The sequence below is a fragment of the Pseudonocardia oroxyli genome, from assembly GCF_900102195.1.
GTDB lineage: Bacteria > Actinomycetota > Actinomycetes > Mycobacteriales > Pseudonocardiaceae > Pseudonocardia > Pseudonocardia oroxyli.
The window spans coordinates 124,040-147,260 of the sequence record NZ_FNBE01000021.1; the positions used below are offsets into that span (position 1 = coordinate 124,040).

Genomic DNA, 23,221 nt, shown 5'->3' on the forward strand with positions numbered 1-23,221 from the left:
GACTCGCGAGTCGGACGTCAGCCGACCAGGAGGAAGGCGACGAACGCGGTGAGGGAGCCGAGGGTGTGGAGCACCGCCTTCGAGACGGCGGCCCGGTTGGTCGCGTGCTGGGCCTGGACGTGGTCGGCGCGCTCGACGTTCGTAATCGTCAGGGGCCGGCCGGGGCGGACCGCGAGACGCACGCCGTCCGCGTCTCCGCGGGCCTCGCCGAACACCGTGACCCGCTGCCCCGGTTCGACCCGCCACTCGGTGTGCCGGTACCCGACCGTCCGGGAGCCGATCGTGACCGGGCCGATCCGCAGGCCCTCGTCCGGGTCGGGCCGGTCCTCACGGATCTCCGCGACCGGGACCTCGACGGTCGCGTCGACGGGATCGACGGTGAGCTCGGCGCCGTCCGCCCGCAGCGTGAAGGGCACCTGCCCGCGCCGGTTCCCCTCCACCTCCTCGGCGACGCCCTTGTCGGTCCGGTAGCGGCGCACCGTCTCCACCCGGTACCAGACGGACGCGGCCCGTCCGATCGGCGACTCGCGGGTCCGGTCGGCGACGACCGTGCCGGTCACCGCGACGACCTGGTGGAACAGGTGCGGCCCCACCTCCCGCCGCGCGGCCTCGGCCATCGCCACCACCTCGGCCACCTCGACCGGAGCCGCCTCGAGCCCGCGCAGCCACCGCGTCCGGCTCTCCCCGACGAGTCTGATCTGCCTGTACGCGAGGTGGCCCAGCACTCCGGTGAGGATCAACAGGATGGTCGAGATCACCCGGGAAGGGTACGAAACGGACAGGTCGGACGGTTCCGTACGACTACCGATCCCGGCGGAAGGCCTCGACGACGAGCCCCGCGACCCGGTCCGCCAGGCCCGCGACCAGCCAACACGCCGGCAGCAGCACCACGATCGCGAGCGCGACCTGGACGGGGAAGGCGAGCTGGGTCAGCCACAGCTCGAACGCGTCCCACAGGTCCGCGACCACTCTCGTCACGCGTCACACGGTAGTCGCGGCCCGCGCGCGTTAGGTTCGGACCCATGTTCGCCGTGTACGCCGCAGAGCCCAACGCCGACGCTCCGCTCGACTCGCTGACCGTCGGCGAACGCCCCGACCCCGAGGTGCCGGAGGGCTGGGTCAAGGTCAAGGTGACCGCCGCCAGCCTCAACATGCACGACCTCTGGACGCTGCGCGGGGTCGGCATCAAGCCCGAGCAGTTCCCCATGATCCTCGGCTGCGACGGGGCCGGGACCCTCGAGGACGGCACCGAGGTCGTCCTGCACTCGATCATCGGGGACCCGACCTGGAGCGGTGACGAGACGCTCGACCCGAAGCGCACCCTGCTCACCGAGAAGCACCAGGGCGCGATGGCCGACTTCATCGTCGTCCCGGCCCGCAACGCGGTGCCCAAGCCCGAGGGCATCACCCCGAGCCAGGCCGCCGTCATGGGCACCGCGTGGCTCACCGCCTACCGGATGCTGTTCACCAAGTCCGGGCTGCAGCCGGGACAGACGATGCTCGTGCAGGGGGCCTCCGGCGGGGTGTCCACGGCGCTGGTCCAGCTCGGTCGGGCGGCCGGGATGACGGTCTGGGTGACCGGACGCACGGAGGAGAAGCGCAATCTCGCCGAGAAGCTCGGCGCGCACGCGGTGTTCGAATCGGGGGCGCGGCTCCCGGGCAAGGTCGACGCCGTGTTCGAGTCCGTCGGCGAGGCCACCTGGAAGCACTCCATGCGGGCCCTGCGCCCCGGCGGCGTGATCGTCTGCTGCGGGTCCACCAGCGGCCCCAACCCCGGGGCTGACCTGCAGAGGTTGTTCTTCCTTCAACTGTCGGTCATCGGCTCCACGATGGGCACCCGGCAGGAGCTGGCGGACCTGTTGAGCTTCGTCGCGAACGCCGGGATCTCCCCCGAGATCGGGCTCGAGCTGCCGCTCGAACAGGCGACGGAGGGCTTCCGCGCGATGCTCGACGGCGATACAGCGGGCAAGATCGTGTTCACTCACTGACACGAGTAACGTTGCTGTGAGTCCGATTTCCTCGCAGGTTGAGGCATTCGGGCGCGCGAGCAAGTACAGTCGGTCATCGTGTCTGAGCCATACAGTCCCTCGGCGCCGGGGTTGCGCGGGTCCACCGCCATGATCCCGGCGCCGCGCGTACCCGGTCTCGTGGCGCTCCTCGACCGGGTCGAGCGGGCCGTGGCGGCGGCCCTCGTCCCCGCGACCTCCGCCCAGGGAGTCAGCCGGGACGGCTGGCGGGTCCTGCTGATGCTGGCCCGCGGCGGCGGTCGCAGCATGGGTGAGATCGCCTCCCACACCGCGCTCCCCGCGCCCACCGCCACCCGCGTCGTCGACCGCCTGGTGGTCGACGGGTTGGCCTACCGGCAGAACGACCCGGTGGACCGAAGACGGGTGCTGGTGCATCTCGCCGCAGGCGGCCGCGACGTGGTCGAGCGGGTGTGCGGGAGCATCGAACGCCGGGTGGGCACCGCACTCGGCGCCGTCCGGACCCCCGAACGCGTGCAGCTCGCCCGACTCCTCGACGACCTCGCCACTCCCCGCGAGGACGACCTCTGAGCCTCCCCAGCCCCCCGAGCCCGACCTACTTCTTCGCCTTGTCCGCCGACGACTCGGTCGACAGTGCCGCCACGAAGGCCTCCTGCGGCACGTCGACCCGACCGATCGTCTTCATCCGCTTCTTGCCCTCCTTCTGCTTCTCCAGCAGCTTGCGCTTGCGGCTGATGTCGCCGCCGTAGCACTTCGCGAGGACGTCCTTGCGGATGGCGCGGATGGTCTCGCGCGCAATGATGCGCGACCCGACGGCGGCCTGGATCGGCACCTCGAACTGCTGGCGCGGGATGAGCTCGCGCAGCTTGGAGGCCATGGACGTGCCGTAGCCGTAGGCCGAGTCCTTGTGCACGATGGCCGAGAACGCGTCCACCGGCTCGCCCTGCAGCAGGATGTCCACCTTGACCAGGTCGGAGACCTGCTCGCCCGCCTCCTCGTAGTCGAGGCTGGCGTAGCCGCGGGTCCGGGACTTGAGCGCGTCGAAGAAGTCGAAGATGATCTCGGCGAGCGGCATCGTGTACCGCAGCTCGACGCGGGACTCCGACAGGTAGTCCATGCCGCCCAGCTGGCCGCGGCGGGCCTGGCAGAGCTCCATGATCGTGCCCACGAACTCCGACGGCGCCAGGATCGTGACCTTGACGATCGGCTCGCGGATCTCGCTCACCTTGCCCTCGGGCCAGTCCGACGGGTTCGTCACGGTGATCTCCGTGCCGTCGTCCGTCGTGACCTGGTAGACGACGTTCGGCGCGGTGGAGATGAGGTCCAGGTCGAACTCGCGCTCGAGCCGCTCCCGGGTGATCTCCAGGTGCAGCAGGCCGAGGAAGCCGCAACGGAACCCGAAGCCCAGCGCCGCCGAGGTCTCCGGCTCGTAGGTCAGCGCGGCGTCGTTGAGCTGCAGCTTGTCCAGCGCCTCGCGCAGGTCCGGGTACTGGGAGCCGTCCACCGGGTAGAGGCCGGAGTAGACCATCGGGCGGGGCTCGCGGTAGCCGGTGAGCGGCTCGGTGGCGCCGCGTCGCTGGGAGGTCACGGTGTCGCCGACCTTGGACTGCCGGACGTCCTTCACCCCGGTGATCAGGTAGCCCACCTCGCCGACCCCGAGACCCTCGGTGGGCTTGGGCTCGGGCGAGACGATGCCGACCTCGAGGAGCTCGTGGGTGGCGCCGGTGGACATCATCTTGATCCGCTCGCGCGGCACGATCCGCCCGTCCACGACCCGGATGTAGGTGACGACGCCGCGGTAGGTGTCGTACACGGAGTCGAAGATCATGGCGCGGGCCGGCGCGTCCGCGTCCCCCTGGGGGGCGGGGATCTGCTTCACGGCCTCGTCCAGCAGCGCCTCGACGCCCATCCCGGTCTTCGCGCTGACCCGCAGCACGTCCTCCGGCTCGCAGCCGACGATGTGCGCGATCTCGGCGGCGTAGCGGTCCGGGTCCGCGGCCGGGAGGTCGATCTTGTTGAGGACCGGGATGATCGTCAGGTCCTTCTCGAGCGCCAGGTACAGGTTGGCCAGCGTCTGCGCCTCGATGCCCTGCGCCGCGTCCACCAGCAGGATCGCGCCCTCGCACGCCTCGAGCGCGCGGGAGACCTCGTAGGTGAAGTCGACGTGGCCGGGGGTGTCGATGAGGTGGAGGACGTACTCCTCGTCGCCCACCTTCCACGGCAGCCGGACGTTCTGCGCCTTGATCGTGATGCCGCGCTCGCGCTCGATGTCCATGCGGTCCAGGTACTGCGCCCGCATGGCGCGCTCCTCGACCACGCCCGTGATCTGCAGCATGCGGTCCGCCAGCGTCGACTTGCCGTGGTCGATGTGGGCGATGATGCAGAAGTTCCGGATGCGCTCCGGCGGGGTGAACGTGCGGTCGGCGTACGTCGTCACTCAGGATCCATTCCGGTACGGGGCTCGTGCCCAATCGTCCCACGTGGGGTGTGGTGGCCCTGCAGGCCGGGGCAGGTGTGAGCGGGGCCACCGGTGGGTACACGTCCCCATGAGCACCAGCACCGGCACCGGCTCGGACAAGCGACCCACCGGTCCCGGGCCGGACCCGCACGCCGACCCGGCCACCGTGGAGGTCCCGCGCGACCAGGAGACCGAGAACATCCCCGCGCTGTCCTCCTCGCAGGGCGCGCGGGAGTGGGTCGGCAGGCCGGTCCACGGGCGGACCGGCGGCACGTTCGGGCGGCTCACGGACGTCGTCACCGGGCCGGACGGCACGGCGTGGGGCGTCGTGCGGCCGCGGATGGGCGGCGCGCGGGCGATCCCGCTCGACGGCGCCGTCCCCGACGACTCCGGGGTGACCGTTCCGATCGACCGGCGGACCCTGCGCGCCGCGCCCGCGGGGGCCGATCCGGGTCCCGAGCTCGCCCACCACTACGCCTCCCGCGGGGCGCTCACCGCGGCGCACGAGTACCAGCACGAGCGCTTCGGCGGGCTCAAGATCGGCTCCGCGTTCTTCGGCTGGCTGGTGGCTGTGGGGCTGACCGTGCTGCTCGCCGCCGTGGCCGCGCTGGTCGTGCGGCTGGCGGGGGTCTCCCCCGACCTCACCGCCACGGCCGGTCAGGACCCGCGGCTGCTCGGGCTGACGGGCGGGATCGTCGCGGTGGTCGTGATGCTGCTGGCCTACGTCGCGGGCGGGTACGTCGCCGGGCGGCTCGCCCGGTTCGACGGCGCGCGCAACGGCTTCGCGGTCTGGGCCATGGGGCTGGTGGTCACCGCCGCCGTCACCATCGCCACGGCCGCCACCGGCAGCACCGACTCGATCTTCGAGGCGTTGCGGGTGCCGGGGATCGCGGTGTCGGTCGGCGACTGGCCCAACCTCGTGGCCCTGGTGGTCGTCGCGGCGGTCGCCCTGCTCGGCGCGCTCGTGGGCGGCAAGGCGGGCGAGCGCTACCACCGGCGGGTGGACCGGGCCGCCGAACAGGCCCTCTGACCGAGATGAACCTCAGCCACGTCCCGGGGGCCCCGGGACGTGGCTGAGGTTCATCTCGTCGGGTCGGTGCCGTCCCACTCGTCGAGCGGGGCGCAGTGCCATCGCCAGTCGGCCAGTCGGGGTCGGCCGCCCAGGGGCGCACGGCCGTTGGCCCAGCGCAGCGTCGGCCAGGAACGCTCGTCGTGCGGCGCCCACGGGAACAGCCGCCGGACGACGTGGCCCGCCAGGCGGGCGTCGGGTTCGAAGGCGAGGCCGAGGCCGCGGGCGGCGTCGTCGGTGTGGACCAGCAGCTCGTCGCAGGCCATGGCGGCGAAACCGGACGCGTCGGCGGCGCCGGACGCGTGGTAGCCGCGGACCTCGTCGTCGCAGGACTCGACGGTCGAGGCCAGCACCTCCGCCCCGGTGCCGACGATCCCGAGCAGTGCCGCGGGCGGACGGTCGGGGCGGACCCGCACCTCCAACGCGTCGTTCAGGACGGGGCCGCCGACCAGGTCGGCGGCGTAGAACAGCAGGCTCTCCCCCACGTGCGCGACCACCTGGGCCACGGTCATGTCCAGGTCGCCCGCCCGCACCGACCAGTCGCGGCCGACCGCACCCCGCAACAGCCCGGTGCAGGCGGCGGCCGCGGCACGCACGTCGTCGCTGTGCATCGGGCCAGGGTAGCCGGCGGGACGAAAACGCGTCGCCGATGAGTTGTCGCTGTGGATAGCGTCTACCCGTACATGCGAGATCCGCGTGAACGGCCCCCGTTTGGAGTTCCGGCATGACCGCGCCCGACGCACCACCCGCCCCCGCGGAGTCCACCCGCTCCGCCTCGACGGTGATCTGGCTGCTGGTCGGCTCGGCCTTCGTCATGATCCTCAACGAGACGATCATGAGTGTCGCCCTGCCCGTGCTGGTGACGGACCTGGACGTCACCGTCGGCACCGCGCAGTGGCTGACCAGCGGGTTCCTGTTGACCATGTCGGTGGTCATCCCGATCACCGGCTACCTGCTGCAGCGGCTCACCCCGCGCACCGTGTACCTCATGGCGATGTCGCTGTTCAGCGCGGGCACGCTCATCTCGGCGCTCGCCCCCGGCTTCGGCGTGCTGCTCGTCGGCCGGATCGTGCAGGCGCTCGGCACCGCCGTGATGATCCCGCTGCTGATGACGTCGGTGATCCGGCTGGTCCCGGCCGAGCAGCGCGGCGCGAAGATGGGCGTGATCACCCTGGTCATCGCCGTGGCGCCCGCCATCGGCCCGACCATCTCCGGGATCATCCTGTCGACCCTGAGCTGGCGCTGGATGTTCCTGATCGTGCTGCCGATCGCGCTGATCGCCCTGGCGGCGGGCGCCGTCTTCCTGCGGCTCGACGGCGAGACCCGGTCGATCCCGCTGGACTGGCTGTCCGTGGTGCTCTCGGCGCTCGCCTTCGGCGGGATCGTCTTCGGGCTCTCGACGATCGGCGAGTCCGCCCGCGGCGAGGCCCACGTGCCGCCGTGGCTGCCCATCGTGGTCGGCGTGCTCGCGATGGCGCTGTTCGTGATGCGCCAGCTCGCGCTGCAGCGCACCGGGAACCCGCTGCTCGACCTGCGTCCGTTCACCCACCGCACGTTCGCCGTGGCGCTCGCGCTGACCGTGCTCGGCATGATGGCGCTGTTCGGCGTGCTGATCCTGCTGCCGCTGGTCATGCAGGACGTCATGGGGGTGTCGGCGTTCGTCACCGGCCTCGCGGTGCTGCCCGGCGGCCTGGTGATGGGCCTGCTCGGCCCGTTCGTCGGGCGGCTCTACGACCGGGTCGGCGCGCGGCCGCTGGTCCTGCCCGGCGTCGTGGTGCTGGCGGTGGCGCTGTGGGGCTTCGCGCTCGTCGTGGGCGAGTCCACACCGGTGCCGCTCCTGGTCGGCCTGCACATCCTGCTGGTCACCGGCCTGTCGTTCATGATCACGCCGCTGATGACGGACGCCCTCGGCAGCCTGCCCAGCGAGATCGACTCGCACGGCAGCGCCATCCTGGCCACGTTGCAGCAGGTCGCGGGCGCGGCGGGCACCGCGCTGTTCGTGACGTTGATGGTGGTCTTCGCCTCCACCCCGAACGTCGCCGCGGACACCACGGGCGCCCACGCCGCGTTCCTCTGCGCGGCGATCATCGGCACCGCCGCCATCCCGGTGGCGCTGCTGCTCGGCGGCAAGAAGCCCGCGGCGCACTGACCCGACCGCACTGTGGAGCCACCACTGTCGTCTCCGGGCCGCGAGACGACAGTGGTGGCTCCACAATGCCCTGTGGTCAGGCCAGGCGCGTCATGTCCACCGTGACGTCCAGGGTCTCGGCGCTGCCGCCCGAGTAGATGCCCTTCAGGGGGCTGACGTCGGCGTAGTCGCGACCCACCGCGACCCAGACGTGGCGCGCGCCGATGGGGATGCCGTTGGTCGGGTCGAAGCCCCACCAGCCGCCGGTGCGGGCCTCGATCCAGGCGTGGGACTGGCCGGAGACGGTGGCGCCGACCTTGACGTCCTTCTTCGGCAGCAGGTACCCGGAGACGTACCGGGCGGGGATCCCCATCTCGCGCAACAGGACCAGGGTGAGGTGCGCGTAGTCCTGGCACACGCCCTTGCCCGCCTCCCAGGCCTGGATGGCGCTGGTGTGGACCCCGGTGGTCCCCGGCTGGTAGGTCATCGCCTCCCGGACCCACTCGCAGGCGGCCAGGACGGCGTCCGCGGGCTCCTTGCCCTTCTTGAGGGACTTCGCGATCTTCGACAACTCCGGGTCGCGGCTGACGTAGTCGGTGAACTCCAGCATCTCGGTGTAGCGGTCCCGCACGGGTTCGGACGCCAGCTCGTCCCAGTCGGCCTCCCGGACCGGCTCCGAGTCGTCCCCGGTCTCGACCACCGAGATGCCCGTGACCAGCAGCTCCGTGTGCGGGGCGTGCAGGTCGAACGCCGTGACCTGGGTGCCCCAGTAGTCCTCGTAGCGGTAGCTGCGGGTGGCGGGCACCGTCTCGACGCGGCTGACGATCACGTTCTGGTGCTGGTCGCTGCGCGGGGTCAGCCGCACCTCGTTGTAGGTCTCGTGCACCGGGGAGCTGTACTTGTAGCCGGTCTCGTGGACGACCCTGATCCGCCAGCCCATGTCAGCCCACCTCCGGCGCGGTCCACGCCACCCAGGGCGCGGCGTGGAAGAACTGCAGCGACACGGCCTCGCCGACCTCCCGGATGCATTCCTGCAGGCCCTCGAGCTGGGCGGGCAGGTCGTCGAGCAGCTCCTCCGGGCGGAGGAACTCCAGCTCGCTGCGCGCCCGCCCGAGCAGCCGCAGCGCCTCGGCCTTGGCGCCCACCCGGACCGTCGGGCGGTTGTCGAGCTGCTGCAGGCACAGCTCGGCCTCGCGCAGGGCGTGGAACACCGAGCGCGGGAACAGCCGGTCCATCAGCATGAACTGCGCGACCCGCACCGCGTCGACGGCGCCGCGGTAGGTGCGCAGGTAGGTGTCCTGTGCGCCGGCGGAGCGCAGCACGGACAGCCAGCCGGGCGAGCTCATCCGGTCCGACACCCGGCTCATCAGCAGCCGGACGATCATGTCGACCCGCTCCACCGACCGGCCGAGCAGGTAGAAGCGCCACGAGTCGTCCCGGCTCATGGTGGAGGCGGCGAGCCCGGAGAACATGGCCGCCCGGTCCTCGATGTAGCTGAAGAACGCCGCCGGGCCCACCCAGCGGGCGTAGCGCTGCCGCTCGGGCAGCGCGTTCCAGGTGGCGTTGAGGCACTCGAACATCTCGCTGGAGACGACCTCGCGGGCGCCGCGGGCGTTCTCCCGCGCGCTCGAGATCGAGGAGACGATCGAGCCGGGGGTCTCGGCGGAGTAGCCGAGCAGCTCGGTGAGCGAGAACGCGTCGAGCGGCTCCGAGGTGCCGGGGTCGACCCCCATCACGGCGAGCAGCCTGCGCGCCGCCAGGTCGACGTCGATCGTGGCGTCCTCGAGCAGCTGGTGCACCGAGACGTCCAGGATACGGGCCGTGTCGTCCGCCCGCTCGACGTACCGGCCGATCCAGTAGAGGGACTCGGCGTTGCGGGCGAGCACTAGTCGTCCCTCCCCTGCTGCTGCTGTTGCTGCTGTTGCTGCTGGTCGAGGGTGAGCTCGCGCCCCTGCTCGGCGGCCGGGCCGCTGGCCGGCGCCTTCGAGGCGATTCCGCGCTCCCCCAGCTCCCGCTCGGACTCACTCGCCCGGCTCGCGGCCAGCACCCAGGTGTCCTTCGAGCCGCCGCCCTGGCTGGAGTTCACCACGAGCGAGCCCTTCGGCAGGGCCACCCGGGTCAGCCCACCGGGCAGGACGAAGACGTCCTCGCCGTCGTTCACGGCGAAGGGCCGCAGGTCGACGTGCCGCGGCACCAGCCGGTCGTCCACCTTGGTCGGGACGGTCGACAGCTGCACGACGGGCTGGGCGATCCACCCCCGCGGATCGTCCCGGATGGCCTTGCGGGCCTCCTTGAGCTGCTTGGCGTCGGCGTCCGGGCCGAACAGGATGCCGTAGCCGCCGGAGCCCTCGACCGGCTTGAGCACCAGCTCGTCGAGGTGGTCGAGGACGTGGCCGCGCTCCTCGTCGAGCCAGCACCGGAACGTGGAGACGTTCGGGATGACCGGCTTCTCGTCGAGGTAGTACTTGATCATCTGCGGGACGTAGGTGTAGACGAGCTTGTCGTCGCCCACGCCGTTGCCCACCGCGTTGGCGATCACGACGTTGCCCGCGCGCGCCGCGTTCATGATCCCCGCGACCCCGAGCACGCTGGTCGGCTTGAACTGCAGCGGGTCGAGGAAGTCGTCGTCGATGCGGCGGTACACGACGTCGACGCGCTGCTCGCCCTCCGTCGTCCGCATGTAGACGAGGTTGTCGCGGCAGAACAGGTCCCGGCCCTCGACGAGCTCGACGCCCATCTGGCGGGCCAGCAGGGAGTGCTCGAAGTACGCGGAGTTGTAGACGCCGGGGGTCAACACGACCACGGTCGGGTCGGCGACGTTCGGGGCCGCCGCGGCCCGCAGCGCGTGCAGCAGGTGGGTGGAGTAGTCGCCGACCGCGCGGACCCGCTGGCGGGTGAACAGGTCGGGGAAGACCCGGGCCATCGTCCGCCGGTTCTCCATGACGTAGGACACGCCCGACGGGTTGCGGAGGTTGTCCTCCAGCACCCGGAACGTGCCCTCCTGGTCCCGGACGAGGTCGATGCCCGCCACGTGGATGCGCACCCCGTTCGGCGGGTTGAGCAGGTGGGCGGCGCGCTTGAAGTGCTCGCAGCTGGTGATCAGCCTGCGCGGGAGGACGCCGTCCCGCACGATCTGCGCGTCGTTGTAGACGTCCGCCAGGAAGGCCTCGAGCGCCTTCACCCGCTGCACGATGCCGCGCTGCAGCCGGCTCCACTCGCTCGCGCTGATCACCCGCGGCACGATGTCCAGCGGGATCGGCCGCTCCTTGCCGGAGAGGCTGAACGTGATCCCCTGGTCCAGGTAGGCGCGGTCCAGCGCGTCCGACCGCGCGGCGAGGTCCGCCGCGGCCGTGGGCGCGATCGCGTCGTGCAGCCTGCGGTAGGGGGCCCGGACGGTGCCGTCGGCGTTGAACATCTCGTCGAACGCGTCCGGGTGGGGGCGGTCCGGCTCGAGGTACCCGTCGAAGAGCGCCGTGTGGGCCGCGCCGTTCGTCTCGGGGTCGGGGTCCCGTGCGGGTCTACGGTCCACTGCTCGGCTCACGGAGGTCATCTTGACCGTTCGTCGCAGCGTGAGCCAGACAGACACGTGCAACGTCCGGGTAAACGGGTCCACCCGCGAGGGCCCGTGGCCCGGTCTGTAGTATGGACCGTCGAGTGCTCGGCGTGCTCGCTCGCATCGGTCGCAGAACCGCTCGCGGATCGCCGGAGCCGGCACAGACGACGAGAACCCGAAAAGACTGAGGAACAACCAGCGTGGCGAACATCAAGTCCCAGATCAAGCGCGTCAAGACCAACGAGAAGGCCCGGCAGCGCAACAAGTCGGTCAAGTCCTCGGTCAAGACCGCGATCCGCAAGTTCCGCGAGGCCGCGGAGGCCGGCGACACCGAGAAGGCCGTGAAGCTCCAGAAGGACGCCGCCAAGGCCCTCGACAAGGCCGCCAGCAAGGGCGTCATCCACAAGAACCAGGCCGCGAACCGCAAGTCGGCGATCGCCAGGCGCGCCGCCGAGCTGTCCGCCTGAGACCACCCGCGCCCCACGGGGCGTGGTTCGCGCTCCCTCCTGCGAGCGACTGACGACGGCGCTGCCCTTTCCCGTGGGGCAGCGCCGTCGTCGTGTCCGCAGCCCCGCTCCGCCGGGCCCGGTCCGACGGCGAACGGCACGTGCGCTCGGGCGGGGGTCAGCCGGTGCCGCGGGCGTCGACGACGGCCAGGACGGCGCGTTCCAGGGCGTAGCCCGGGTCCGCGGCCGCACCCTTCACGTCCGCGTTCACCTGCGCGGTCGCGGCGATGGCCACGGCCAGGCCCGCCGGTCGCCAGGAACGCACCTGCCCCTGGGCCTTGCGGATCTTCCAGGGCGGCATGCCCAGGCTCTGGGCCATGCGGTTGGGGTCGCCGCGACCGGCCGAGCCGACCTTCGCCAGCGTGCGCACCGCGTCCGCCAGGGCGTCCGCGACCAGCACCGGCGCCACCCCGAGCACCAGGGCCCAGCGCAACGCCTCCAACGCCCCCGCCCGGTCCCCCGCGACGGCCTTGTCCGCCACCGCGAAGCCCGAGGACTCGGCCCGCCCGCGGTGGTAGCGGCGGACCGCGTCTCCGTCGACCTGGCCGCCCGTGTCGGACACCAGCTGCCCGGTGGCCGCGGCGAGCTCCCGCAGGTCCGAGCCGACCGCCTCGAGCAGCACCGACACCGCGTCCGCGGTGATCGACCCGCCCGCGCGGCGTGCCTCCGCGCGCACGAACTCGGCCCGCTCCTCGGCCCGGGTGAGCTTGTCGCACCGGGTGACCACGGCCTTGAGCGCACGCAGGTCGTCCGCCAGCTGCTTGCCGCGCGCCCCGCCGGCGTGCACCGCGACCAGCACGATCCCGTCCTCGGGGGCCCGCCCGTAGGCGAGGATCGCGGCGGCGAGCTCCTTCGCGGCCTCGTGCGCCCCCTGGATCACCACGACCCGCGACTCTGCGAACAGCGACGGGCTCAGGTGCCCGACCAGCTCCCCGGCCGTGACCTCGGACGGACGCAGCCGCCGGACGTCCGTCTCCGGGTCGGCCGCGCGCGCGGACCGGATGATCTCGGAGACGGCCCGCTCGACCAACAGCTCCTCCTCGCCCACGACGAGCTGCAGCGGGGCGGGTGGCTTCGTGGCGGGCACGGCGGACCTCCGGCGGACGGGGACCCACCGGGGGCGGGCCGCGGACCCGACCATCGTCCCGCACGGCACCGACGATCCGCGCGCAGCCCGAGCCTGCCGCGTGAGCCGGCTCTCGGATGTGAGGTTCACCTGGCCGAGGGGCGCGCGGGTGACGTAACCTGGCCGACATCCGGATCTCCGGACGTCCGCACCCGCCGGGTCGATCCCGCGGGCGGGGCACAACTGCACATGGCTCATCCAGAGGGGCAGAGGGAACGGCCCGTTGAAGCCCCGGCAACCGGCGTCGAACGACGATCCGCGCTGCACACGTTCGGAGTGTGCGCACGTCGACGGACCAGGTGCCAATTCCGGCCCGCGCGAGCGGGACAGATGAGGAGATCTGATGACTCTCACTGCTGACACGCCTACCGGCACCTCCTACGACCTGGGCTCGGCCCGCGCGCTGTCCTGTCGCGAGTGCGGCCACGAGGCCCCGCTGGCCGCCGAGTTCGCCTGTAGCGAGTGTTTCGGTCCGCTGGAGATCGCCTACGACTTCCCGACGGTCACCCGCGCCTCCATCGAGGCGGGCCCCAAGTCGATCTGGCGCTACCAGGACCTGCTCCCCGTTCCGAAGAACGTGCGCGAGCACCCGAACACCGAGCCCGGCCTGACCCGGCTCATCGAGGCGGACCGGCTGGCCGCCGAGCTCGGCCTCCGCAAGCTGTGGATCAAGGACGACACCGGGAACCCCACCCACTCCTTCAAGGACCGGGTCGTGGCCGTGGCGCTCGCCGCCGCCCGCGAGCTGGGCTTCTCCGTGCTCTGCTGCCCCTCCACCGGCAACCTGGCGAACGCCGTGGCCGCCGCGGCGGCCCGTGCCGGGTGGGACTCCGTGGTGCTGATCCCGTCCAACCTGGAGCAGGCCAAGATCACCACCACCGCCGTGTACGGCGGCACGCTGCTCGCCGTCGACGGCAACTACGACGACGTGAACCGGCTCGCCACGGAGCTGGCCGCCGAGCACGAGGACTGGGCGTTCGTGAACGTCAACGTCCGGCCGTACTACGCCGAGGGTTCCAAGACCCTGGGCTACGAGGTCGCCGAGCAGCTCGGCTGGCGGCTCCCCGACCAGATCGTCATCCCCGTCGCCTCCGGCTCGCAGCTGACCAAGGTGGACAAGGGCTTCGGCGAGTTCGTGAAGCTCGGCCTGGTCGACGACAAGCCCTACCGGGTCTTCGGCGCGCAGGCGGCGGGCTGCTCCCCGGTCGCGACCGCGTTCGAGGCGGGGCACGACGTCATCCAGCCCGTCAAGCCGGACACCATCGCCCGCTCGCTGGCGATCGGCAACCCCGCCGACGGTCCGTACGTCCTCGACTCGGTGCGCCGCACCGGCGGTGCCGTCGGCCACGTGACCGACGACGAGGTCCGCGACGGCATCCGACTGCTCGCCCGCACCGAGGGCGTGTTCGCCGAGACCGCGGGCGGCGTGACCGTGGCGACCGCCAAGAAGCTGATCGACGAGGGCAGGATCGACCGGGACGCCGAGACCGTCCTGCTGATCACCGGCGACGGGCTGAAGACGCTGGACGCGGTGTCCGGCCAGGTGGGCCCGACCGCCACCGTGCCGTCCACGAGCAAGGCCGTGCGCGAGGCGCTCGAGAACCGCTGAGCCACGCCGCCGACGCGCCCCGGGACGCGCTCCCGGGGCCCGTTCGCGTTCGCGGACGGGGCGGGTGCCGCGCGGCGCGGGCAGCGGGTCGCCCCGCTCGACGAGCCCGTCGTCCGCGGTGACCGCCACGTCGCCGCCGAGGTCCGTGCGGCGCACCGCGACCCCGGCTCCGGCCAGCAGGTCCACCAGGCCCGGGTTCGGGTGGCGGTAGGAGTTGCCCGCCCCCACGCTGACCAGCACCGCACGCGGTGCGACGGCGCCCAGGAACTCGCGGCTGGTGTAGCGGGAGCCGTGGTGCGGCATCTTGAGCACGTCCGCGCGCAGGTCCGCGCCGCTCGCCACGAGCTCCGCCTGCGCCTCGAGCTCGATGTCACCGGTGAACAGGATCCGCCCGGCGGGCGTGGTCGCCCGCACCACGACCGAGGTGTTGTTGACCGCCGTGCCGTCCTCCTCGTCGATGTCCTCGCGCCCGCCCGCGGCGAGCACCTCCAGGGTGAGCGCCCGCCACTCCAGCCGACGTCCGACGGTCAGCTCCAGCAGACCGGCCCCCGCCTCCCGGGCCCGGACCGCGATCCGACGGACCGCCGACTCCGGCTCGTGGGACGCGCCCAGCGCGATCGCCGAGACCGACCGGCCGCGCAGGGCCCCGGCGAGGCCGCCGACGTGGTCGGCGTGCAGGTGGCTCAGCGCCACCAACGCGAGCGACTCGACCCCCAGCCTGCGCAGGCAGGCGTCCACGAGACCGTCCTCGGGGCCGACGTCGATCAGCACCGCGCGGCCGGGCTCGCCCGTGGCGAGGACGACGGCGTCTCCCTGGCCCACGTCGCACGCGACGGCCACCCAGCCGGGCGGCGGCCAGCCCGGCCGCAGGACCCGGGTGGGCAGCAGCACGAGCGCCAGCCCGAGCAGGACCGCCAGCACCACCAGCCGCGACCTGCGGAACCGGAACGCGACCACCAGCCCCAGCAGGGCCGCGGTGAGCAGCAGCGCCCCGAGCATCCCGGCGGGCCAGGGCACCACCCCGCCGGGCACCGCGGCGGCCCGGTCCGCGACCAGGACCAGCCATCCGACGGCGGGGCCGGACAGCCACGCGCACAGCTCCGCGAGGGCGGGCGACGCCGGCGAGACCACCGCGGCGAGCACCCCGAGCACCGTCGCGACCGGCACAGCCGGGACGACCAGCAGGTTCGCGGGCACCGTGACCAGGCTGACCTGGCCGCTCAGCCCGGCGATGAGCGGTGCGGTGGCCAGGCAGGCCGCCGCGGGCACCACCAGCATCTCCGCCGCGGCCTGCGGCACCCCGCGCCGCTGCAGCGCCGCGGCCCATCCCGGAGCGACGAGCACCAGCGCGCCCGTGGCCAGCACGGACAGCGCGAAACCCGCATCCACCGCCAGCGCGGGATCAAGCAGCAGCAGGACCAGGACGGCCGCGGCGAGCGCGGGCACGGCGCTGCGGCCGCGGCCAAGCCCCAGGGCGAGCAGCACGATCAAGCCCATCACCGCCGCGCGGACCACGCTCGGGCTCGGCCGCGCCAGCACGACGAACCCGACCACGGCCACGGCGGCGGCCGCCGCGGCGACGCGGGGATCGGCCCGCAGCAGCCGCAGCAGGCCGAGGACGGCCCCGCCGACGATCACGAGGTTGGCCCCGGACACCGCGGTCAGATGCGTGAGGCCCGCGGCGCGGAAGTCCTCCTCGACCTCCACGGTCTGGTGTCGGGTGTCCCCCACGGCGAGCCCGGGCAGCAGCCCGGCGGAGGACTCCGGGAGCACCTGGGCCGCCTCCCGCAGGCCGCTCCGCAGCCCACCCGCCGCCGCCTGCCACCAGGGCTCCTCGCCGATCGTCGTCGGCGCGCCGCGGACCCGGAGGACGGCGATGGTGAGGTCCGACCGCTGAGCCGGGGCGAGCAGGCCCTGCGCGACCGCCTCCTGCCCGGGGAGCAGACCCTGCCAGCCTTCGGCGGGGGCGAGCAGCAGCACCCGCCCACCCGTGCGCCACTCCCCCGCGCCGGACACCGCGGCGACCAGGTCCGCGGGCACGAGGACCCGTGCCTCGCCGGGGATCGGGCTGCGCAGCAGCCGGGGATCATCGGTGAGGACCACGCGCAGGGTGGCGCTCGCGCCGCGCTCGGCCGCCGCCCGCAGCGGATGGTCCTGCACCTGCCAGACGGCGACGACGACGGGCACTCCCACCGCGAGTGCGCAGCCCGCTGCCGCGAGCGCCGCCGCGCGGGCGCGCGGGGGCAGCCGCCGCCCGCGCACCGCCAGGAGGGCCACCGCCGCCACAGCGCAGGCGATCACGCCGGCGCCCGGCCCGCCCAGGAGCGCGGCCAACACCGCGACCCACGCGGCGAGCGCGGCGGGCATCAGGCGCAGATCGGGCCGGGCGCGCGGATCGTCCGCGGGAGCGCCACGCCCCCGTGCCCCGACGCCCCCGCCGGGCCGGCCCGCGCCGGATCGCCCGCTCACACCGTCACCAGGTCCCTGAGCTTCCCGAAGCGGCCTTCGCCGATCCCGTCGACCTCGCGCAGCTGGTCGACGCGGGCGAAGCGGCCGTGGGCGGCGCGCCAGTCCAGGATGCGTTGGGCCGTGACCGGGCCGACGCCGGGCAGCGCGTCGAGCTGCTCGAGGGTCGCACGGTTCAGATCGACCTTGGCACCCGCCGGCGCCGCGGCCGCCGCCCCCGCAGCCGAGGGCCCGGTCGACCCTGCGTCCTCCGGTGCCGGGGCGACGCCGACCGCGACCTGTTCCCCGTCCGCCAGCCGGCGGGCCAGGTTGAGGGTGCTGAGATCGGTGCCCGGGAGCGCGCCGCCCGCCGCCTCCACCGCGTCCGCGACCCGGGAGCCGTCCGGGAGTCGGAGCAGGCCGGGACGGGCCACCTTGCCGGACACGCTCACGACGAGCTCGGCAGGCACAGCGGCCTCGGGCGCCGTGCTGGGCGTGGGATCCGCCAACGACACCGCGGGCAGCGCGGGCATGGGCTCGGGCTGGGGCCGGCCGCTCCACACCCCGACGGCGGCGACCACCGCGGCGGCGGCCGCGACGAGGACCAGGGCCGCCGCGCCGAGCCGCCCGGGATCGAGCCGGGCGCCCCGCCACCCCGCGGGCACCCACCGCTGCGCCACCCGGCCCGCCCAGCTCGGCCGCCCACCGGGAACGTGCGCCGAACCCCCCGACCCGCCGCCGCCCGGCGGGGGCTCACCCCACTCCGACCCGTCCGAGCCGTGCCGCCCGGAGCCGCCCCACCCCACCCGGTCCCGCCCAAGCCCGCCCCACCCCACCCGGTCTCGCCGGGGCTCGCCCCACCCCGCCTCGAACCGCCCGGGGTCGTCCGCCCCCGGCTCATCCGGCCCGGCCGCGTCCGGTCCAGCGGCACCCGGGCTCGCAGCACCTGCTCCACGGACATCCCAGTCGGGCGTCCCCAGCACCCGCGGCGCGGCCTCCCCCACCCGGCGCGCGAGATCGGCCCGCGGATCGGTGGAGTGCGCGCCGAGGACCGCATCGAGCCGGAGCGGGAGGGTGTCCTGTTCCGCGCCGAACGCCGTCGGGTTCGCGAAGGCGGGCCGCAGCGACGCGGGCAGGGGCGCGCGCGGGACCGGCGCCGCGGTGGCGACCCGACCCACGGGAGTGCCCAGCAGCGCGGACAGACGCGCCGCCGAGTCGTCACGAGGAGGTCTGCGGGCCACGCCTCGACGCTAGGCCGACGACGGACCGGATCCCGGAGTCGGCGGAGATCTGTGGATGCCCGGGGCGGGGTGGGGACAACTGCGGGCCCGGGAGCGCCGCCGCCCCGACGGTGTCGGTCCCGTCAGGCAGACTGGGGCGGGGCGGACCGCGGCACCACCACGACCCCCAACGCCCCGTTCCCCACGTGCGCCCCGATCACCGCGCTGATCTCGGACACCACCGGCTCGGGCGACCCGGGCAGCCGCTCCCGAAGGCGCGCAGCGAGATCCGCGGCGCGCTCGGGCACCCCGAGGTGGTGGACGGCGAGGTCCGCACACTCCCCGGCGGCCTCGACGGCGTGCTCCACCAGGCGCTGCGTCGCGCGGGCGGCGGTCCGCACCTTCTCCAGCACGGTGATCCGCCCGTCCACGAGGTGCAGCAACGGCTTCACCGCGAGGACCGTGCCCAGCAGCGCGGCCGCGGCGCCGATCCGGCCGCCGCGGCGCAGCCGGTCCAGCTCGTCGACGCTGAAGATCACCCGGCAGCGCGCGGCGACCGCGGCCGCCGCCTCCTCCACGAGCGCGGCGGGCGCCCCGGAGAGCGCGGCGCGCGAGGCGGCCAGCACCGCGAACCCCAGCCCCATGCCCATCGCGCGGGAGTCGACGACCCGGACCCGCCCGGCGTCGACCTCCTGCGCGGCGAGCCGGGCCGCGTCCCAGGTCCCGGACAGCTCGCGGGACAGGTGCACCGACACCACCTCGGACGCGCCCGAGTCCAGGAGCGAGCGGTACAGCTCGGCGAACGCCTCGGGCGTCGGGCGCGAGGTCTGCACGTGCAGCCTGCGGTCGGCGATGGCCGCGCTCAGCTCGCCGGGACCGATGTCGACGCCGTCGCGCACCACGCGGCTGCCCAGCCGCACCTCCAGCGGGACGACGTGGACGCGGTCGGCGAGGGCGGCGGGCAGATCGGCCGTGGAGTCGGTGACCACGGCGACGGTCGACATGTCGGGCAACCTACGTGCCCGACCGGAGATCGTCGAGAAGCTCGGCGAGCGTCTCACCGACGCGGCGGTGGGCGGCCCAGCCCCAGTGCATCCCGTCGGGGTTGCCGTGACCGCCGAGGACGTGCGCGGCGACCAGCGCGCCGACGTCCAACACTCGGACCCCGTGGGCCGCAGCCCACTCCCGGGTCGCCTGCTCGGCGGCGGCGCGGCCGCGGTGGTGCCCGCCGTAGAGCGCGGCCCGATGGACCGAGGGCAGCAGGGCGACCACGGGGACATCGGGGCGCAGCGCCGCGAACCCCGCCCGACACCGCTCCAGGTACGCGACGGTGAGCCGGGCGGGCAGGGCCGGGGGTGCGTACCGGGACAGCCGCGGCTGGGCGCGCAGGTACCCGGCGCGGACGGTGTGCCGCACCGACTCCGGCCGCAGGACCGGGATCAGCTCGCGCACCGCCGTCGGGAGCGGGGAGGGCAGCGAGTCCATCCCGCCCAGGCCCAGGACCAGGGCCGACGCCCGCGGGACCGCCGCCCACACGCGCGGGTCGGAGATCATCGCCTGCCAGGCGTGCCGGGCGGTCCAGCCGATGCCCGCGACGAGCTCGACGTCGACACCCAGGGCGCGCCCGGCGACGTTCGGCCAGATGTCCGGGTGGTCGGCGGGCTCGGCCCGCTCGGGGCCGTGGAAGGCGAGGGAGTCGGCGAGGACGAGCAGCTCAGGTGACACCGATGTTGTACCCGGACAGCCGCCAGCGCGGGTGGTCCGAACGCCGCGCCACGACCGCCCACTTGCAGTTGCCCATCCCGCCGATGATCGGCCAGACGCTCTCCGGCAGGTCCAGCAGGCCCGACACCAGCCCGCCGATCATCCCGCCGTGCGCCACGAGCAGCACGGACTGCTCGCCGGGCTCGCCCGCCAGGTCCGCGTCGATCTCCCCGACGACCGGCAGCGACCGCTCGACCACGGCCACGCGGGACTCCCCGCCGGGCGGGGTCCAGCGCGGGTCGCCGCGCCAGTCCGTGATCTGGCCGGGGTAGTCGATCTCGACCTCGGCGACGCTGCGCCCCTGCCACTCCCCGAGGTGCGTCTCGCGCAGCCGCGGGTCCAGCTTGACGGGCAGTCCGATCGCCTCGGCCACCGTGTTCGCCGTGTCGACGGCCCGGGTGAGATCCGAGGACACGATGCGGTCGAACGGCATGGTGGCCAGGACCGGGGCGGCCCGGACCGCCTGCGCGCGACCCTCCTCGGTCAGCTGCGAGTCGATGTGCCCCTGCATCCGCCCGGCGACGTTGTAGTCCGTCTGACCGTGCCGGAGCAGGACGACCCGGCGCAGTGTCACGGAGTCAGCTCCGGGAAGTCGATGGTCGGGCAGTCCTTCCAGAGCCGGTCGAGGCCGTAGAACCCGCGCTCCTCGGTGTGCTGCACGTGCACCACGACGTCCGTGTAGTCCAGCAGGACCCAGCGGCCCTCGCGGGTGCCCTCCCGTCGGGTGGGCTTCACGCCGTGCTCGCGCAGCTTCTCCTCGACCCCGTCGACGATCGCCTGGACCTGGCGTTCGTTGGGCGCCGAGGCCACCACGAAGCAGTCGGTGATCACGAGCTGCCCCGAGACGTCCAGCACCACGATGTCCTGTGCCAGCTTGTCGGCCGCGGCCGCCACCGCGACCCGGGCGATCTCGATCGCCTCCGCCGTTGCCGTCACTCGGGCACTTCCTTTCACCGGTTCGTCGCCGCACAGTGTGTCAGGTCCGATGAGATCCCGGCTCGGGACCGGTCGGCAGGTCATGAACGACAGGGACGACAGGCACGACGGCGCGTTGCTGGGGAGGGTCGCTCTGGTCACCGGGGGTGCCCGGGGGCAGGGCAGGGCGCATGCGGTGCGGCTCGCCCGGGCGGGCGCGGACATCGTGGTCTGTGACGTCACCGCGCCGGTGGAGACCGTGCGCTACACCGCCGCGACGCCGCACGACCTGGCGGAGACCGTGCGCGAGGTGGAGGCGCTGGACCGGCGGTGCGTGGCGGTGCGGGCCGACGTGCGCGACCTCGGCGCCGTCGAGGACGTCGTGGCGCGCGGGATCGCCGAGCTCGGGCGGCTCGACGTGGTGGTCGCCAACGCGGGCATCGCCACCGGCTCCCCGCTCGCGGAGATGAGCCCGCAGGTGTGGCGGACCATGCTCGACGTCAACCTGACCGGCGTCTTCCACACCTTCCGGGCGGTGCTCCCCCACCTCGTCGCGCAGGGCTCCGGACGCCTGGTGGCCACCTCGTCGATCGTGGCGACGACCGGGGCGCGGAACTCCGCTCACTACGCCGCGGCCAAGGCGGGCGTCGCCGCCCTGGTCAAGTCCCTGGCCTTCGAGGTGGCCGACCACGGGATCGTCGTGCACGCCGTGATGCCCGCGGGGGTGGGCACGCCGATGATCCTGCACGACGAGGTCTACCGGATGGTCCGCCCGGACCTGGCCGAGCCGACCCGGGCCGACGCCGAGGCGGTGTTCGCCGCCGGTCGACCCCGCCCCGGCCTGCTCACCCCGAGCGAGGTGGCCGACGCCGTGTTCGCCCTGGTCACCGACCGGGTCCGGCTGAGGTCGGGGGAAGCGCTCGTCCTGTCGAACGGGATGGACTAGGTGTGATGTCCAGGGAGGTTGTATCGCCCGGGGTCGGTGAGTCTGGCTGACAGACGAAGGCCTCCGGTTGTGAAGTGGAGCTGTCGAGGAACCGCTTCACCGACCGGAGGCCTTCGTGTCCCACGCTAACGCCACCCTGACCCCACGCACGCGGTTGAGGCTCGCTCAACTCGTCGTCGACCATGGTTGGACCTACGCCGCGGCGGCGAAGATGTTCATGGTCTCGGCGCGCACGGCGAAGAAGTGGGCCGACCGCTACCGGGCCGAAGGACCGGCCGGGATGCTCGACCGCAGCTCACGGCCACACTCGTCACCGACCCGGACCAGAGCCGGTCTGGTCCGGCGGATCGTGCGATTGCGCTGGCGTCACCGGCTGGGCCCGGTGCAGATCGCGGGGCGCCTGGGCATGGCCGCCTCGACGGTGCACGCGGTCCTGACCCGCTGCCAGATCAACCGGCTCTCCCGGATAGACCGGGTCACCGGCGAGCCGTTGCGCCGCTACGAACACCCCCACCCCGGGTCACTGATCCACGTCGACGTCACCGAGTTCGCCAACATCCCCGACGGCGGAGGCTGGCGCTACCTGGGAAGACAGCAGGGCCGCCGCAACCAGGAAGCCACCGCACGACGCACCGGACAACGAGGCCGGGACTACCGCCCGGTCATCGGCACCGCGTTCGTGCACACCGTGATCGACGATCACTCCCGCACCGCCTACGCCGAAATCTGCACCGACGAGAAAGCAGCCACCGCGATCGCCGTGCTCCGGCGTGCGGTCGTCTGGTTCGCCCAGCGTGGTGTCACCGTCGAACGGGTCCTGTCCGACAACGGCTCGGCCTACAGGTCCTACGCCTGGCGCGACGCCTGCGCCGAGCTGGCCATCACCCACCGGCGGACCCGCCCCTACCGACCCCAGACAAATGGGAAGATCGAGAGGTTCCACCGGACCCTGGGCGACGGGTGGGCCTACGCCCGGCCCTACGAGTCAACCCGCCAACGCGACAACGCCCTGCCCGCCTGGCTGCACTTCTACAATCACCACCGAGCCCACTCCGCCATCGGCGGCCGGCCACCTATCACCAGGCTGACCAACCTCCCCGGACATCACAACTAGGAGACTGCTGAAAATCCGCTGGCGTGGGATCGGGTGTTGATCTCGCCCGGTTGGGAGGCTGTCGGGGTGCAGGGACGGTCTGATCCGCAGCGTGAGTTGCTCGATGTCGAGTCCGTGGCTGGGCATCTGCTCCCTTCGGGTGGGATGTTCGCGTTCCTGGCCGCGCACCGCCGGGAGTTGTTTCCGGACGAGTTGTTCGCCGACCTGTTCGCTGCGGGTCGGGGTCGGCCGTCGGTGCCGGTCGAGGTGGTGGCCTCGGTGCTGGTGTTGCAGACCCTGCACGGTCTTTCGGACCGTGAGGCGGTCGAGGCACTCACGTTCGATCTGCGGTGGAAGGCGGCGTGTGGGCTCGCGGTCACCGACGCCGGGTTCCACCCGACCAC

At 73.3% G+C, this 23,221-nt stretch carries 22 protein-coding genes, 1 pseudogene and 1 riboswitch; of the genes and pseudogenes, 9 read left to right on the forward strand and 14 right to left on the reverse strand.

Annotated features, from left to right (window positions below):
* Positions 1 to 17: 17 nt before the first annotated feature.
* Positions 18 to 758, reverse strand: a complete 741-nt coding sequence (locus BLS43_RS26405; protein WP_093089403.1) for a GIDE domain-containing protein — start codon at positions 756 to 758, stop codon at positions 18 to 20.
* A 43-nt stretch (positions 759 to 801) separates the two neighbouring features.
* Positions 802 to 978, reverse strand: coding sequence for a hypothetical protein (locus tag BLS43_RS30255; RefSeq protein ID WP_176921545.1), 177 nt, complete (start codon positions 976 to 978; stop codon positions 802 to 804).
* A 44-nt stretch (positions 979 to 1,022) separates the two neighbouring features.
* Here BLS43_RS30255 and BLS43_RS26410 point away from each other — a divergent pair, with 44 nt between their 5' ends.
* Positions 1,023 to 1,988, forward strand: a complete 966-nt coding sequence (locus tag BLS43_RS26410) for a zinc-binding dehydrogenase (protein WP_093089404.1) — start codon at positions 1,023 to 1,025, stop codon at positions 1,986 to 1,988.
* A 78-nt stretch (positions 1,989 to 2,066) separates the two neighbouring features.
* Positions 2,067 to 2,555, forward strand: coding sequence for a MarR family winged helix-turn-helix transcriptional regulator (locus BLS43_RS26415; RefSeq protein ID WP_143030232.1), 489 nt, complete (start codon positions 2,067 to 2,069; stop codon positions 2,553 to 2,555).
* Positions 2,556 to 2,580: 25 nt separating this feature from the next.
* On the opposite strand, the gene lepA is transcribed toward BLS43_RS26415, so the two are convergent.
* Entirely contained in the window at positions 2,581 to 4,422 is a 1,842-nt protein-coding gene (gene lepA, locus BLS43_RS26420; RefSeq protein ID WP_093089406.1) for a translation elongation factor 4, read from the reverse strand.
* A gap of 109 nt (positions 4,423 to 4,531) precedes the next feature.
* Between lepA and BLS43_RS26425 the strand changes: the two genes are divergently transcribed.
* Positions 4,532 to 5,473, forward strand: coding sequence for a hypothetical protein (locus tag BLS43_RS26425; protein WP_218130019.1), 942 nt, complete (start codon positions 4,532 to 4,534; stop codon positions 5,471 to 5,473).
* A gap of 50 nt (positions 5,474 to 5,523) precedes the next feature.
* Here the strand turns inward: BLS43_RS26425 and BLS43_RS26430 are convergent, their stop codons facing one another.
* Positions 5,524 to 6,123: a maleylpyruvate isomerase N-terminal domain-containing protein gene (locus tag BLS43_RS26430; RefSeq protein ID WP_093089407.1), complete on the reverse strand. Its 600-nt coding sequence runs from the start codon at positions 6,121 to 6,123 to the stop codon at positions 5,524 to 5,526.
* Positions 6,124 to 6,236: 113 nt separating this feature from the next.
* On the opposite strand from BLS43_RS26430, the gene BLS43_RS26435 reads away from it, so the two are divergent.
* The gene (locus BLS43_RS26435) at positions 6,237 to 7,661 is read left to right on the forward strand and encodes an MDR family MFS transporter (RefSeq protein WP_093089408.1); all 1,425 of its coding nucleotides are present in this window, start codon (positions 6,237 to 6,239) and stop codon (positions 7,659 to 7,661) included.
* Positions 7,662 to 7,737: 76 nt separating this feature from the next.
* On the opposite strand, the gene BLS43_RS26440 is transcribed toward BLS43_RS26435, so the two are convergent.
* Genes BLS43_RS26440 through BLS43_RS26450 form a run of 3 tightly spaced genes read right to left on the reverse strand, consistent with a single transcriptional unit; the run spans position 7,738 to position 11,190 of the window.
* Positions 7,738 to 8,580 (reverse strand): transglutaminase family protein, encoded by an 843-nt coding sequence (locus tag BLS43_RS26440; protein WP_093089409.1) that lies wholly within the window; start codon positions 8,578 to 8,580, stop codon positions 7,738 to 7,740.
* A gap of 1 nt (position 8,581) precedes the next feature.
* Complete coding sequence (locus tag BLS43_RS26445; RefSeq protein ID WP_093089410.1) at positions 8,582 to 9,526, reverse strand: alpha-E domain-containing protein; 945 nt, start codon at positions 9,524 to 9,526, stop codon at positions 8,582 to 8,584.
* Positions 9,526 to 11,190, reverse strand: coding sequence for a circularly permuted type 2 ATP-grasp protein (locus BLS43_RS26450; protein WP_093089411.1), 1,665 nt, complete (start codon positions 11,188 to 11,190; stop codon positions 9,526 to 9,528). The genes BLS43_RS26445 and BLS43_RS26450 overlap by 1 nt, the downstream gene beginning before the upstream one ends.
* A gap of 203 nt (positions 11,191 to 11,393) precedes the next feature.
* Between BLS43_RS26450 and rpsT the strand changes: the two genes are divergently transcribed.
* Positions 11,394 to 11,660 carry a 30S ribosomal protein S20 gene (rpsT, locus tag BLS43_RS26455; protein ID WP_093089412.1) on the forward strand — a complete coding sequence of 89 codons (267 nt, stop codon included), beginning with the start codon at positions 11,394 to 11,396 and terminating at the stop codon, positions 11,658 to 11,660.
* Between the two features lie 157 nt (positions 11,661 to 11,817).
* On the opposite strand, the gene holA is transcribed toward rpsT, so the two are convergent.
* Positions 11,818 to 12,786 carry a DNA polymerase III subunit delta gene (holA, locus tag BLS43_RS26460; RefSeq protein WP_425438574.1) on the reverse strand — a complete coding sequence of 323 codons (969 nt, stop codon included), beginning with the start codon at positions 12,784 to 12,786 and terminating at the stop codon, positions 11,818 to 11,820.
* 230 nt (positions 12,787 to 13,016) lie between these two features.
* Positions 13,017 to 13,162: riboswitch (SAM riboswitch) on the forward strand.
* Between the two features lie 6 nt (positions 13,163 to 13,168).
* Here holA and thrC point away from each other — a divergent pair.
* Complete coding sequence (thrC, locus tag BLS43_RS26465) at positions 13,169 to 14,434, forward strand: threonine synthase (protein WP_093089414.1); 1,266 nt, start codon at positions 13,169 to 13,171, stop codon at positions 14,432 to 14,434.
* Between the two features lie 318 nt (positions 14,435 to 14,752).
* Here thrC and BLS43_RS31380 read toward each other — a convergent pair.
* From BLS43_RS31380 to rsfS, 6 genes and pseudogenes are all read right to left on the reverse strand, one after another.
* Positions 14,753 to 16,801, reverse strand: a pseudogene (locus BLS43_RS31380) (ComEC/Rec2 family competence protein); the annotation flags it as partial.
* Positions 16,802 to 16,899: 98 nt separating this feature from the next.
* Positions 16,900 to 18,120, reverse strand: a complete 1,221-nt coding sequence (locus BLS43_RS31385; protein WP_245707840.1) for a ComEA family DNA-binding protein — start codon at positions 18,118 to 18,120, stop codon at positions 16,900 to 16,902.
* A gap of 122 nt (positions 18,121 to 18,242) precedes the next feature.
* Positions 18,243 to 19,103: a DegV family protein gene (locus BLS43_RS26480; protein WP_093089415.1), complete on the reverse strand. Its 861-nt coding sequence runs from the start codon at positions 19,101 to 19,103 to the stop codon at positions 18,243 to 18,245.
* Between the two features lie 10 nt (positions 19,104 to 19,113).
* A complete protein-coding gene (gene octT, locus BLS43_RS26485) occupies positions 19,114 to 19,824 on the reverse strand; it encodes a diglucosylglycerate octanoyltransferase (protein WP_093089416.1) in 711 nt (236 codons plus the stop codon).
* Complete coding sequence (locus BLS43_RS26490; RefSeq protein WP_093089417.1) at positions 19,814 to 20,437, reverse strand: histidine phosphatase family protein; 624 nt, start codon at positions 20,435 to 20,437, stop codon at positions 19,814 to 19,816. The genes octT and BLS43_RS26490 overlap by 11 nt, the downstream gene beginning before the upstream one ends.
* On the reverse strand, positions 20,434 to 20,799 hold the full coding sequence (gene rsfS, locus BLS43_RS26495; RefSeq protein WP_093089418.1) for a ribosome silencing factor: 366 nt from the start codon (positions 20,797 to 20,799) through the stop codon (positions 20,434 to 20,436). The genes BLS43_RS26490 and rsfS overlap by 4 nt, the downstream gene beginning before the upstream one ends.
* Before the next feature lie 82 nt (positions 20,800 to 20,881).
* On the opposite strand from rsfS, the gene BLS43_RS26500 reads away from it, so the two are divergent.
* The 3 genes from BLS43_RS26500 to BLS43_RS26510 form a co-directional block, all read left to right on the forward strand.
* Positions 20,882 to 21,724: a mycofactocin-coupled SDR family oxidoreductase gene (locus tag BLS43_RS26500; RefSeq protein ID WP_093089419.1), complete on the forward strand. Its 843-nt coding sequence runs from the start codon at positions 20,882 to 20,884 to the stop codon at positions 21,722 to 21,724.
* 115 nt (positions 21,725 to 21,839) lie between these two features.
* Positions 21,840 to 22,838: an IS481 family transposase gene (locus tag BLS43_RS26505; RefSeq protein WP_093089420.1), complete on the forward strand. Its 999-nt coding sequence runs from the start codon at positions 21,840 to 21,842 to the stop codon at positions 22,836 to 22,838.
* Positions 22,839 to 22,904: 66 nt separating this feature from the next.
* On the forward strand, positions 22,905 to 23,221 hold a 317-nt coding region (locus BLS43_RS26510; protein ID WP_143030233.1), incomplete at its 3' end, for a transposase.